Origin of the sequence: Streptococcus cristatus, from assembly GCF_008369405.1 — a bacterium.
In the GTDB taxonomy this organism is placed as follows: domain Bacteria; phylum Bacillota; class Bacilli; order Lactobacillales; family Streptococcaceae; genus Streptococcus; species Streptococcus cristatus_G.
In genome coordinates, this window is record NZ_VSJJ01000001.1 from 34486 (window position 1) to 47593 (window position 13108).

The window sequence follows — 13108 nt, forward strand, 5'->3', positions numbered from 1 at the left end:
CCTTTGAAAATTATGGTAAAATAAATACAGTTTAACGGAGAAGTAAGCAGTATGAAAGATTTATTGAAATATTTCAAGGGCTATATCAGGGAGTCTTTGCTGGGGCCCTTGTTCAAGCTTTTGGAAGCCTGTTTTGAACTCTTGGTTCCGCTTTTGATTGCGGGGATTGTGGATGAGACCATTCCTAGACACGACAGCTCGCATCTCTACTGGATGGTTTTTCTTTTGATGGGCTTGGCTGCGCTGGGTGTGGTGGTAGCAGTGGTGGCTCAGTATTATTCGTCAAAGGCGGCAGTGGGCTTTACCCGCCAGATGACAGGTGATCTCTACCAGAAGATTCTGCGCTTGCCCAAAGCCAGTCGGGATGAGCTGACGACTTCTAGCTTAGTGACTCGGCTGACGAGCGACACCTATCAGATCCAGACGGGAATCAATCAATTTCTTCGTCTCTTTCTGCGGGCGCCCATCATTGTTTTTGGCTCCATCATCATTGCCTTTACTATCAGTCCGGTCATTACCTTGTGGTTCTTACTCATGGTGGCAATTTTAACGGCTATTATCGTCCTCATGTCTCGTCTGATGAATCCTCTCTATGCCAAAATTCGCCAGCTGACAGACCAACTGGTCAATCTGACGCGTGAGCAACTGCAGGGCATGAGGGTTATACGAGCTTTCGGTCAGACCCAGCGCGAGGTTCAGACCTTTCGCAATCGCAACGAGCTCTATAAAACTTGGCAAATCAGGACTGGAGCTCTGGCTAGTCTGATTAGTCCACTGACCTTTCTCACGGTCAATGCTACTCTGATTGCTGTGATTTGGCAGGGGAATTCTTTTATTGGCAAGGGCTTGCTGACCCAGGGGATGCTAGTGGCCTTGGTCAATTATTTATTGCAAATTTTAGTGGAATTGCTCAAGTTGGCTATGCTAGTCAACTCACTCAATCAAAGCTATATCAGTGCAGGCCGCATTAGTCAGGTCTTCGAGCAAGCAGAAGAAGATGTCCTGCAGGAATTAGTGCAGGAAACAGCTTTGCCGAATCAAGCCATTAAAGTCCAGCAGGTCAGCTTTTCCTATCCAAATGCAGCTAGTCCAGCTTTGACTGGTCTGACTTTTGATTTGAAAAGAGGTCAGACTTTAGGTGTTATTGGCGGAACAGGATCAGGGAAGTCTACTCTGGTTCAGCTGCTGGCTCATCTCTATCCAGTTGCTGCTGGTCAGTTGACCATCTTTTCCCAAGGACGCAGCCCTAAAAATTTGAGCGAATGGCGGTCTTGGATTAGTCTGGTGCCTCAGAAGGCGGAGCTTTTTCAAGGAACTGTTCGCTCCAATCTGACTTTAGGACTGTCAACCAAGCCAACAGACGCAGACTTGTGGCAGGCTTTAGAGATTGCTCAAGCGGCGGACTTTGTATCTCAGAAGGAAGGTGGCTTGGATGCGACTGTAGAGGCCTTTGGCCGGAATTTTTCTGGCGGTCAGCGTCAGCGTTTAACCATTGCCAGAGCTGTCTTGCGGAGGACACCTTTCTTGGTTTTAGATGATGCGACCTCAGCTCTGGACTATCTGACAGAGGCAAGACTCTTGCAGGCTATTAAGAATGAATTGACAGAGACTAGTCTAGTCTTGATCTCTCAGCGGACCAATAGCTTGCGCTCAGCGGATCAAATCTTAGTGCTGGATAAGGGAGAACAAGTGCCTCTTGGTCGCCATGAGGAACTCTTAGTCAGCTCTGCCATTTACCGAGAAATCCATCACTCACAGCATAGTCAAGGAGAGGAGGACAAGCATGAAGCATAAGACATCATCTAGCAGCTTGAGGCGCTTGACTCGAGATTTGCTGCAGGCGCGCTGGCTCTTTCTCCTAGCTAGTCTGGGAACGGTTGCTCAAGTAGCTCTGACTGTTCTTCTACCAGTTTTAATCGGGAATGCGGTTGATAGTGTTCTTCTTCCTCAAGCGGAGCAACATTTGATGCCGATTTTGGGCCAGATGTTGTTGGTCATCTTAGCCAATACGCTGATTCAGTGGCTCAATCCCTTGCTCTATAATCAGCTGGTCTATCGCTACAGCCAGCAGCTCCGACAGGGTGTTATCAAGAAAGTTCACTATCTGCCTTTGGCTTACCTGGACCGGCAGGGAACTGGCGACTTGGTTAGTCGGGTGACGACAGATTTGGAGCAGCTCAGCAATGGCCTACTTATGGTTTTTAATCAATTTTTTGTGGGTTTGCTGACAATTTTAGTGACCATTATTAGCATGGCCAGATTGGACTTTTTCCTCCTGTTTTTGGTCTTGCTTTTGACGCCCCTTTCTCTCTTCTTGGCTCGCTTTATTGCTAGAAAGAGTTTTAGCTTTTTCCAAAGACAGACGGAAGCGAGAGGGGCACAGACCCAGCTGATTGAGGAAAGTCTGACCCAGGAAAGTCTGATACAGGCTTTTAATGCTCAAGAGCAGTTTGATACAGCTTTTACTCGCAGCAATCAAACCTATGCGGACTATTCTCAGGCGGCTATTTTCTATTCTTCGACGGTCAATCCTTCGACTCGTTTTATCAATGCCCTGATCTATGCTTTGATTGTAGGCTTTGGGGCTGTCCGAATCATTCAGGGAACAGGCTTTACGGTTGGGCAGCTAGTGACTTTCCTCAACTATGTCAACCAGTACACCAAGCCTTTCAATGATATATCGTCAGTCATGTCGGAATTGCAGAGCGCTTTAGCTTGTGCAGAGCGGATTTACAGCGTTTTGGACCAAGAAGAAATAGCAGAGCCCGGCCAGGAAATTCTTCAGTCTGAAGATGTAAAAGGACAGATTAGTTTTGAGCATGTGGCTTTTGGCTATGAGCCTGGCAAAGAGCTGATTCAGGATTTGAATATAAGGATTCCAGCAGCTAGCAAGGTCGCCATTGTCGGGCCGACTGGTGCTGGCAAGTCAACCCTGATTAATCTCCTCATGCGCTTTTACAATGTTGATAGTGGTCTTATTTCGCTAGACGGTACTCCCATAACGCATTACACTAGAGCCTCTTATCGTCAGCAGTTTGGCATGGTACTGCAAGAGACTTGGCTCAAGACGGCGACTATTCACGACAACATAGCTTTTGGCCGGCCAGACGCCAGCCGAGAAGAGGTCATTGCAGCTGCAAAGGCGGCCAACGCTCATTTCTTTATCCAGCAGCTGCCTCAGGGGTACGACACCTATCTAGCGGATGCTGGGGACTCCCTGTCTCAAGGTCAGCGGCAGCTCTTGACCATTGCGCGGGTCTTCCTGGCTGTTCCGAAAATCCTAATCTTGGATGAGGCGACTTCCTCAATCGATACCCGGACAGAAGTCTTGATTCAGGAGGCTTTCAGCAAGCTCATGGTGGGACGGACTAGCTTTATCATCGCCCATCGCCTGTCCACAATTCAAAATGCTGACATCATCCTCGTTATGGTAGATGGTAATATCGTCGAACATGGGAATCATCAGGAGCTCATGGCAGCCAGAGGTATTTATTACCAAATGCAGACGGCGCAGGAGTAGAAGGTGAGCTTTATTAAAGCTCACAGATTGAAACTAAACAAAACGAAAAGAGTTGGAATTTCCAACTCTTTTTGCTTATAGCTCAACTTCCTCCAACCCTGTTTCTGTCAGTTTATAAATCTTCTGGCAGACTTCTTTGAGAAAGATACGGTCATGGGAGACAGAGATAATGGCGCCGGGATAGGTGGCTAAGAGTTGACGAACCTGAGGCTGAGAGATGGGAGAAAAGTTGCGGGTTGGCTCATCTAGAAGGAGGACATTGGGGCGGTCTAGGACAATTTTGAGCAGGAGGAGCTTGGCTTTTTGACCGCCAGAAAGCTGTCCAATCGGGTGACGTGCCTCGTCGCGCGTGAACTGGAGACTGGCTAGATGCGTCAGGATTTTCTCTTCCTGAGCCTTGTCGCCAGAGGGGGCCAGAAAGTCCAAAGGAGAGCTTTCGTCATCCAACAAGTCGCCATAGTGCTGGGGCATATAGCCTACTCGCAGATCTGTCCGCTCACGCAGAATCTTCCATAGTTCCTTAAGTAGAGTGGATTTGCCTGCACCATTGGCGCCAATCAGTCCGATTTTCTCCTGACCGCAGACTTCCAGAGTCAGGTTCTCCGCCAGTTGTCGTTCGTCTGCTTCCAGTTTCATTCCTTCTAATTTGAGGATTCTTTTGGTCAATGGCAGAGCTTCTATGTTTGAGAAGTGAAGGCTGATGGCATCTTCCTGTGTCGGGATTTCGGTCATTTCAGCACCTGCCTTTTCAAATCGTTTGCCCTGCGAGAGAACATTTTTCATCTTCTTGGCCACCAATCGACCTGCAGTAGCGTCATGGGTGTTTCGCAAAGTATGTTCCACACTCTGCTTAACCCGTTGGTGTTTTTCCATGGTCTTAGCGTGTTCTTCCCGTTCTTTCCGTGCCAGTTGACCTTGTTTTTCAAAGGCCTCCTGACGCTGATGTCGGTAATTTTCATAGTCCAGACTCTTGACGCTGGTTCTAGCCTCCTGCTTCTTTTTGATTCGTTCCAGATGAACAATCTTGGTCGCAGCTTGAGCAAGAAAGTGCTCGTCGTGAGAGACGAAAAGGACCGTTCTCTGGCTGTGGCTGATAAAGTTTTCCAGCCAAGTCAGAGTTTCGAGATCGAGGTCATTAGAGGGCTCGTCAAGAAAGAGAATGTCCCAATCACTGGCTAGTTTCTTGATGAGCTGAACCTTAAGCTTTTCTCCTCCAGATAGACTAGATAGCTGCTGTTGACTGGCAAAACGCTGGCTGTCAAAGTTGAGCTCTCCAGCATAGCGGTAGAGCTTAGCATAGTCCAGCTCGGTCTCAAAATCAGCAAAGAAATAGTCATTTAGCGTCAGTTGGGCATCCTCTGAAGGCAGCTGCTGGGGCAGGTAGACAGCAGCAGTATAGGACTTGCCAATCTGTCCGCTGTAGCTGGCATAGGAGCTGACAAGTCGCTCGTCTAGCAGGAGCTTGAGCAGGGTGGACTTGCCATTGCCCTCCTCACCGATAATAGCGACCTTGTCTCCTTGATTGATGGTCAGTGTCAGATCTTTGACCAGCTCCTTCAGGTCTTTTAAGTGGGTGATGGTTAGATTTCTTATTTGCAGCATAGATATCTCCTTTATTTTTTAAAACAAAATACAGCCCTGCTTTATTTAGCAGAGCTGTTGAGATTGCACAAAGAAGACACAGGAGTGTCCAAATAGGGGCATTCGTTTTTAGAGTTCTAGCTTGCACCGTCATAGGAGTGACAGGATTGATCTAAAGATAAGCCATAGGAGCTTGAAAGCACAAAAAAACGAAAGTCCCGCGGATATGCAGAAACATGACAAAATCTACTAAATAAAGTTTCCTTTAAAAAATAGACTTAATTTTTCATGTCTCCGTGTACCTCCGAAATCATTCTATCTTTAGTCTAGCAAAAAGGGCAATATAAGTCAACAAAAAATCCTGAAAGATTACTTTCAGGATTCGTCACATTTATACATTGAGCACCTTGTCCAAGAAATCCTTGAGACGTGGATGCTGAGGGTTATCGAAGATTTGATCTGGTTTGCCGTCTTCTAGGAATTCACCGTCAGCGGTAAAGATGACGCGATTAGCGACCTGACGGGCAAAGCCCATCTCATGGGTCACAATCAGCATGGTCATACCCTGCTGAGCCAGATCCTTCATAACGTTGAGAACGTCACCAACCATTTCAGGGTCAAGGGCAGAAGTCGGCTCGTCAAAGAGCATAATGTCCGGGTTCATAGCCAATCCTCGAGCGATGGCCACCCGCTGCTTTTGTCCCCCTGACAAGCTGTCTGGTTTGGCATCGGCCTTGTCCGCCAAGCCTACCTTTTCCAAGAGCTCCATACCAAGCTTATCTGCTTCAGCTTGGCTCATTCGCTTATGCTCAACTGGTGCAAAGGTGATATTTTGCAGGACAGTCATGTGTGGGAAGAGGTTGAAATGCTGGAAGACCATTCCGATATCTTCACGGACATGGTCTACATTTGTAGCCTTGTCTGTCAAATCATAACCGTTGACAGTAATGGTTCCGCTGGTTACTTCTTCGAGCAGGTTCAGGCTGCGTAGGAAAGTTGACTTACCTGATCCAGAAGGACCGATGATACAGACAACATCTCCCTCGTAAAACTTAGCACTAATCCCTTTCAGGACTTCATTTTCTCCATAGTATTTATGTAAATCATTGACATCAATTTTTAATTTTGCCATTACTTAATCCTCTTTTCTAAGCGTTTTGCCAAGCGAGTCAAGAGTGTGATGATGACCAAGTAGAGTACTGCTAGGATGGCATACATCTTGAAGCTCTGATAGTTACGAGCAATGATGATTTTACCTGTTTGGAAGAGCTCAACAAGTCCGATAGCTGATACGATTGTTGTATCTTTGAGGGCGATAACAAACTGGTTGACAAAGTTTGGTAGCATAATCTTGGTTGCTTGAGGCAGGATAATCTTGCGCATGGTCTTTCCATACGAAATCCCTAGACTGCGGCTAGCTTCCATCTGTCCGGCTGGAACAGCTTGGATCCCTCCGCGAACAATCTCGGCGATATAAGCACCAGCATTGAGGGACAGGGCAATGGTCCCTGCGACAAAGTCGTTAATCGGACTCTGTTGACCAGTCATAGATTCAAGGAAGTTTGGAATGCCCCAGAAGATGAAGGCTGCCAGAATCATAAGTGGAATACCACGGATAACATCGACAAAAATTTCTGAAATAATGCGAAGCGCTTTGATTGGGCTGACGCTAAACATCCCAAAGATAATCCCGATGACCATGGCAATCGCAAAGGAAATAAGTGCCAATGAGATAGTGATTCCAAGACCGCTCAAAAGTTGTTTGTAGTTGTTTTGGAGAAGTCCCCAGATAGTTGTTTCGTCAACAGTTGTAGAATCATCTTGATTTGCTGAGAGATATTTATCAAGGATTTCCTGATATTTACCATTCGCTTTCAGATTAGCCAGACCGTTATTGAACATCTCGATGAGCTCAGGGTTGGTGCCTGTTTTTACTGCAAAAGCAAGATCACCACTAGGGGTTCCCTCGATTGGCGTTTTCATTTTCTTGCCTTGGTTGATAGCATATTTGACAACGGGCTCATCATCCATAATAGCAGCGACAGAGCCAGAATTCAGACTATCATACATCGAAGAACCGTCTGAAAATGTTTTGATTTTGTAGCCGTATTTGCTTTGATTTTCGACGAGGAAGGTTTGAGAGGAGGTACCATTTTTGACTCCGACGGTCTTTCCTTTCAAGTCGTCATAAGAGCTAATAGTGCTTGATTCTGTCACCGCAAGGATAGAGTTAGCAGTGTAGTATGGTTCAGAGAAATCAAAGGTTTCTTTGCGGGCCTCTGTCACAGACATCCCAGCAATCATCCCGTCGGCTTGACCAGATTGTACAGCATTGATGGCAGCGTCAAAGCCAGGGTTAGAAATTTCAAGTGTAAAACCTTGGTCTTCGGCAATGGCTTTGATCAAGTCCATGTCAATACCAGTGTATTGGTTGCTATCATTTTGGAAAACGAAAGGAGCAAAGGATGAGTCACTGGAAATTGTATATTTGGCTTTGACTGGAGTGGCTTTTTGACCAGACTTGGTTGTGGTCTCTGGTACTGCTGAATTTGTTGAAGTTTTGGAAGCAGCAGTCCACTTGTTGATGATGTCCTTCAAGGTGCCATCTTTTTTCATCTGAGCTAAGGCTTCGTTAAACTCAGTGACTAGGTATTCGTATTTGCTGCCTTTTTTGACACCAAATGCGAAGCTACCAACAGCCTCACCCTTCATTGAGATTTTCAAATCTTGCCCTTGGTTGATTGCATATTCGATAACGGGTTGGTCATCCATAGCTGCGTCAACTGCTCCGGCTGCTAGGCTGTTATACATGAGGTCGCCTGTATCAAATGTTTTGATAGTAAAACCATACTTGTCCTTGATTTTTTCAAGGAAACGTTGCGCGGCAGTACCGTTTTTGACACCGACTGTTTTTTCTTTAAGTTGATCGTAGGACTTTATTGTATTAGCCTTGGTCGTTGCAATGACAACTTTTGTGTCATAATATGTGTCAGACATGGTAAAGACTTTTTCACGTTCAGCAGTCTTAGTCATACCTGCCATAATGGCGTCGGCCTGTCCTGCTTGAACCGCATTAACAGCCGCATCAAAGCCAGGGAAGGACATTTCATATTCCCAGCCTTTGATGTCAGCTACTTTATTGATAATATCAACATCAATTCCTTTATAGGTTTGATCGGAATCTTTAAATTCAAATGGGGCATAAGCCGTGTCAGATACGATTTTGATGGTATCTGCGTGAGTGGTTGTCCCTAGTGCAAGGATAGGGAATAACGCTAGCAGAAAAGCTATGATTTTTTTCTTCATACTTTCTCTCCTTTGTTAGAATATTGTCTGATTATATCAGAAAAATTTGGAAAAGGCAAATATTTTCTATTTCGATGTTATATCTTCTGACATAATAACAAATATTGGCTCTTATACTATTATGATAAAATATGTTATAATAGATAAATCAAGAAAGGAGATTTCTATGTTTAAATCACGCATGTTAGATAATGTGAAGCTGTCGCGCTACATTCCGCCGATTTGGTTGGCAGTTTTGATTTCTATTGGCTTTATCCAGGTAGGAGAAATCCTTGCATTCATTGGAATGATTCCGATTGGGATCATCATTGGAACTGTGCTTGCCATGGTAAATCCGACAGCTGACCGAGCAACGGTTATGGAAGTGTTCGGGCATTATAATATCTTTTTTCAGCTAGGTAGTTTTTTCTTTATGGCTTTACTTGTTTTTCTGTGGGTCAAGTTTCGAGAAAAGAGACCCTTCTCCAGTCTGGGCTTCTTTAAGGAAGGGTGGCTGAAAGAACTGGGTAAAGGATTTCTGATTGGTTCGATACAGTTTTCGCTTATCGTTGCCCTGCTCTTGCTGACAGGATCTGGGAGACTAGAATTGGCAGAGCTGAGTTTAGAGCCAGTTCTCTTTATTCTTGCCCTGATACCTTTTTGGATTCTGCAAGGTGGCACGGAGGAGTTGGTGACGCGTGGCTGGCTTTTTCCAGCGGTTAGTGCCAAATCAAATATCCTTGTCGGTGTCTTGGTTTCCAGCACTCTATTTGGGGCGATGCACCTCCTCAATGCTGGTGTGACTGTCCTTTCCATTGTTACTATTATTTTGGATGGGATTTTTGCCTGCCTACTCATGATCAAGTATGATAATATGTGGGTCTTGGCTGGTATGCATGGTGCTTGGAATTTCGTCCAAGGAAATGTCTATGGCATCCAGGTCAGCGGGCAAGGAGCTACTGCCTCTGTCTTTAATTACACTTCTCAGACTTCTATTGATTGGCTTTCAGGAGGAGCTTTCGGTGCTGAAGGATCTATTTTTGCCAGTATCGTTCTGATTGGCTGCATTGCCTATCTTTACTGGTCACTCAAGAAAGAAAATCGCCTGCCTCAGGCATTGATGTTTAAGAAATAAAGAGATCGCTCAGCTCAGCTGGGCCTTTTTTATGTCTTTTAACGAGAAGTGTGACAAGAGACAGACGATGGTAGCAGCGTGGCCATTCTACCTACACCAAAATCCAGAGAAAATAGGGCAAATATGGTAAAATGATAGAAGCACAAGTTGAGGAATAAAAGATGATTAACAGAATAACAGATAATAAATTTGAATTGGTGTCTAAGTACGAGCCTTCAGGCGACCAGCCCCAGGCTATTGAGCAGCTGGTGGACAATATCGAGGGAGGCGAGAAAGCCCAGATTCTCATGGGAGCGACGGGTACTGGTAAGACCTATACCATGAGTCAGGTTATCGCTCGAGTCAATAAGCCGACTCTGGTTATTGCCCATAATAAAACGCTGGCCGGCCAGCTCTATGGTGAGTTCAAGGAATTCTTCCCCAATAACGCGGTGGAATACTTCGTTTCCTACTATGATTACTACCAGCCTGAGGCCTATGTGCCTTCCAGTGATACTTATATCGAAAAGGATAGCTCGGTCAATGACGAAATTGATAAGCTCCGTCACTCGGCGACTTCTGCTCTCTTGGAGCGAAACGACGTGATTGTCGTGGCTTCGGTCTCGTGTATCTACGGTCTGGGTTCGCCTAAGGAATACTCCGATAGCGTGGTAAGCCTACGTCCTGGACTAGAGATTTCCCGCGATAAGCTGCTCAATGATTTGGTAGATATCCAGTTTGAGCGCAATGATATTGACTTTCAGCGGGGAAAATTCCGGGTTCGTGGTGATGTAGTGGAGATTTTCCCAGCTTCTCGTGATGAGCATGCCTTTCGGGTAGAGTTTTTCGGAGATGAGATTGACCGGATCCGTGAGGTTGAAGCCTTGACTGGTCGAGTCTTGGGTGAGGTGGACCATTTGGCCATCTTCCCAGCCACTCACTTCGTGACCAATGAAGACCACATGGAAGTGGCGATTGCTAAGATTCAGGAGGAGCTGGAGGAGCAGCTTGCTATCTTTGAGAAGGAAGGCAAGCTGCTGGAAGCCCAGCGCTTGAAACAGCGTACGGAGTACGATATCGAAATGCTACGTGAAATGGGCTATACGAATGGCGTTGAGAACTATTCTCGCCACATGGATGGTCGAAGCGAAGGAGAGCCTCCTTATACCCTTCTGGACTTTTTCCCTGATGATTTCTTGATTATGATTGACGAGAGTCACATGACCATGGGACAGATTCGGGGCATGTACAATGGCGACCGCTCTCGCAAGGAGATGCTGGTTAATTATGGTTTCCGCTTGCCGTCTGCCTTGGACAACCGTCCGCTGCGCCGAGAAGAATTTGAAAGCCATGTTCACCAGATTGTCTATGTATCGGCTACGCCGGGTGACTATGAAAATGAACAGACGGATACTGTTATTGAGCAGATTATCCGGCCGACGGGGCTTCTGGATCCAGAAGTGGAAGTCCGTCCAACTATGGGGCAGATTGATGACCTTTTGGGTGAAATAAATGCCCGTGTTGAAAAGAATGAACGGACCTTTATCACAACCCTGACCAAGAAGATGGCGGAAGATTTGACCGACTACTTCAAGGAAATGGGTGTCAAGGTCAAGTACATGCACTCGGATATCAAGACCTTGGAGCGGACCGAGATTATCCGAGATCTGCGCTTGGGCGTCTTTGACGTTTTGGTCGGGATTAATCTATTACGCGAGGGAATTGACGTTCCTGAGGTTAGTCTGGTAGCAATTCTCGATGCAGACAAGGAAGGCTTCCTCCGCAACGAACGTGGCCTGATCCAGACCATCGGACGAGCAGCCCGCAACAGCGAGGGGCATGTTATCATGTATGCGGACACTGTGACCCAGTCCATGCAGCGTGCTATCGATGAAACTGCTCGCCGTCGGGCAATCCAGATGGCCTATAATGAAAAACACGGCATTGTACCGCAGACCATCAAGAAAGAAATCCGTGACCTAATCAGTGTGACCAAGGCTGCCCTGCCAGACAAGGAAGAAACTGTCGAAATCGAAAGCCTTAATAAGCAGGAACGCAAGGACATGGTTAAGAAACTGGAAGGTCAAATGCAAGAAGCTGCCGGACTTCTGGACTTCGAGCTGGCCGCACAGATTCGCGATATGATTCTGGAAATAAAGGCGATGGATTAAAAAATATGGTTAGTACCAAAGTTGCAAACTAAGCTCTTAATTACATCTCTAGTCAATGAGTCACTATGTGAAAAATAAGTTAGAGAAGTTTAAGTGGAGGAATTGAAGTGAAAAAGGATCTAATTAAACTAATACTTATTTTCTTTATTTCAATTTTTGTCATAGGCATGATACCGATAGTTCAATTGCTTTGGGCATTTTTGCCGACAAAACTTGTTACGAAAGAGGAAAAGCAGCATATTGAATATGTTGTGAACGCAGCTTTTGAAGATAATTTAGGATTGAAGGTTAAGAAAATAGAGATTCCAACGTGGGTCAGTCATTTTTCTTATCAATATGATGTAAAAGTTCAATTAACTGAAGAGGTGGACAAAATTTTAACAAAAAAGTTAGAAGAAAGAACTTATTCCTATTATGCTAATAGCGATGATGAACCATCTTCGATACTAACAAATCTTATCTTTTCTTATGTCTTAGATACAAATTACCATCCTATGTTGAATACCTTATATTTTGACAAAGAGTCTGTTCTAAAGCCAGTGAAATTTAAGGAGCTGAGAACAGATTTAGATTACGATGTAACTGACAACCAAAAAGGGTTTTATCGTGATTTGGTTCAAATTAAAAAGGAACTAAAGTATAATCCCAAGACAGAGAAGTATGAAGCGTCAGCAGAGGACATAAAGAAATTGAGAAAGGATATGATCCGATTATCAGAAAAGTATGGAGCTCAATTGAATCTGTATCTCTTTCTGGAAGGAGATGTTCCTGAAGGTGCGAGTTTAAGTGACTATATTGATTTTACTAGCTTACCCAAAAATGTTTATGTAGTTGTTCGGGGAGAAAATGGAAAATTAGATAGCAATGGTTTTCAGGCGAAATAATTGAGATAGATTTATTCAAGGAGAAAAACAAATGGCCATCACAATCAAATCAATGGAGACTCCTGAGGAGATAGAAGGGAAATCTAGAGTTCATTGGCAGGCATGGAGTGAAGCTTATGATGAGATTTTGCCTGCGGAATTTCAAGAGCAGATGACTTTGGATAAGTGCCGGTTTTATAGTCAAAAGTATCCTGCAAATACCTTGATCGCTTTGGATGATGCTAAAGTGGTTGGCTTTGTTAGCTACGGTGATTTTCGAGATTCAGCTACGATAGCGGGTGAAATTATTGCCCTGTATATCTTAAAAGATTATTATGGCAAGGGTGTAGGACAGCAGTTGATGCAGGCTGCTTTTGCTGCCTTGAATGGTTATCAAGAGATTATATTATGGGTTTTAGAAGATAACAAACGTGCTATCGCCTTTTATGAAAAAATGGGTTTTGTTTTTGACGGCGAGGAAAAGGTCATTGACCTAGGAAAAGCTGTCAAAGAAAAACGGATGATCTACTCGAAAAACTCGAACAGCTAGTTTGGAAATAATAGATATATTTGT

General features: G+C 45.0%; 9 protein-coding genes. 6 read left to right on the forward strand and 3 right to left on the reverse strand.

Going from position 1 to position 13108, the window contains the following annotated elements; translation table 11 throughout:
• The first annotated feature begins 51 nt into the window (after nt 1-51).
• Both FXF62_RS00190 and FXF62_RS00195 read left to right on the forward strand, forming a co-directional pair.
• Complete coding sequence (locus FXF62_RS00190; RefSeq protein WP_149517182.1) at nt 52-1794, forward strand: ABC transporter ATP-binding protein; 1743 nt, start codon at nt 52-54, stop codon at nt 1792-1794.
• Nucleotides 1784-3520 carry an ABC transporter ATP-binding protein gene (locus tag FXF62_RS00195; RefSeq protein ID WP_149517183.1) on the forward strand — a complete coding sequence of 579 codons (1737 nt, stop codon included), beginning with the start codon at nt 1784-1786 and terminating at the stop codon, nt 3518-3520. The genes FXF62_RS00190 and FXF62_RS00195 overlap by 11 nt, the downstream gene beginning before the upstream one ends.
• Before the next feature lie 75 nt (nt 3521-3595).
• Here FXF62_RS00195 and FXF62_RS00200 read toward each other — a convergent pair whose 3' ends face one another.
• The 3 genes from FXF62_RS00200 to FXF62_RS00210 all read right to left on the reverse strand — a co-directional run bounded on the left by FXF62_RS00200 (nt 3596) and on the right by FXF62_RS00210 (nt 8407).
• Complete coding sequence (locus FXF62_RS00200; protein ID WP_149517184.1) at nt 3596-5122, reverse strand: ATP-binding cassette domain-containing protein; 1527 nt, start codon at nt 5120-5122, stop codon at nt 3596-3598.
• 370 nt (nt 5123-5492) lie between these two features.
• Entirely contained in the window at nt 5493-6233 is a 741-nt protein-coding gene (locus FXF62_RS00205) for an amino acid ABC transporter ATP-binding protein (RefSeq protein ID WP_149517185.1), read from the reverse strand.
• Nucleotides 6233-8407 (reverse strand): ABC transporter substrate-binding protein/permease, encoded by a 2175-nt coding sequence (locus FXF62_RS00210; RefSeq protein ID WP_149517186.1) that lies wholly within the window; start codon nt 8405-8407, stop codon nt 6233-6235. The genes FXF62_RS00205 and FXF62_RS00210 overlap by 1 nt, the downstream gene beginning before the upstream one ends.
• 166 nt (nt 8408-8573) lie before the next feature.
• Here FXF62_RS00210 and FXF62_RS00215 point away from each other — a divergent pair, with 166 nt between their 5' ends.
• The 4 genes from FXF62_RS00215 (at nt 8574) to FXF62_RS00230 (ending at nt 13084) form a co-directional block, all read left to right on the forward strand.
• The gene (locus FXF62_RS00215) at nt 8574-9521 is read left to right on the forward strand and encodes a CPBP family intramembrane glutamic endopeptidase (protein ID WP_149517187.1); all 948 of its coding nucleotides are present in this window, start codon (nt 8574-8576) and stop codon (nt 9519-9521) included.
• Nucleotides 9522-9682: 161 nt separating this feature from the next.
• Nucleotides 9683-11671: an excinuclease ABC subunit UvrB gene (gene uvrB, locus FXF62_RS00220; protein ID WP_149517188.1), complete on the forward strand. Its 1989-nt coding sequence runs from the start codon at nt 9683-9685 to the stop codon at nt 11669-11671.
• Nucleotides 11672-11778: 107 nt separating this feature from the next.
• Nucleotides 11779-12555, forward strand: coding sequence for a hypothetical protein (locus tag FXF62_RS00225; RefSeq protein WP_149517189.1), 777 nt, complete (start codon nt 11779-11781; stop codon nt 12553-12555).
• A gap of 31 nt (nt 12556-12586) precedes the next feature.
• Nucleotides 12587-13084, forward strand: a complete 498-nt coding sequence (locus tag FXF62_RS00230; protein WP_149517190.1) for a GNAT family N-acetyltransferase — start codon at nt 12587-12589, stop codon at nt 13082-13084.
• The last annotated feature ends 24 nt before the right edge of the window (nt 13085-13108 follow it).

Coding starts and splice junctions, on each gene's coding strand:
- FXF62_RS00190 (WP_149517182.1), top strand. CDS start 52: ATGAAAGATTTATTGAAATATTTCAAGGGCTATATCAGGGAGTCTTTG.
- uvrB (WP_149517188.1), top strand. CDS start 9,683: ATGATTAACAGAATAACAGATAATAAATTTGAATTGGTGTCTAAGTAC.
- FXF62_RS00195 (WP_149517183.1), top strand. CDS start 1,784: ATGAAGCATAAGACATCATCTAGCAGCTTGAGGCGCTTGACTCGAGAT.
- FXF62_RS00210 (WP_149517186.1), bottom strand. CDS start 8,407: ATGAAGAAAAAAATCATAGCTTTTCTGCTAGCGTTATTCCCTATCCTT.
- FXF62_RS00200 (WP_149517184.1), bottom strand. CDS start 5,122: ATGCTGCAAATAAGAAATCTAACCATCACCCACTTAAAAGACCTGAAG.
- FXF62_RS00205 (WP_149517185.1), bottom strand. CDS start 6,233: ATGGCAAAATTAAAAATTGATGTCAATGATTTACATAAATACTATGGA.
- FXF62_RS00230 (WP_149517190.1), top strand. CDS start 12,587: ATGGCCATCACAATCAAATCAATGGAGACTCCTGAGGAGATAGAAGGG.
- FXF62_RS00215 (WP_149517187.1), top strand. CDS start 8,574: ATGTTTAAATCACGCATGTTAGATAATGTGAAGCTGTCGCGCTACATT.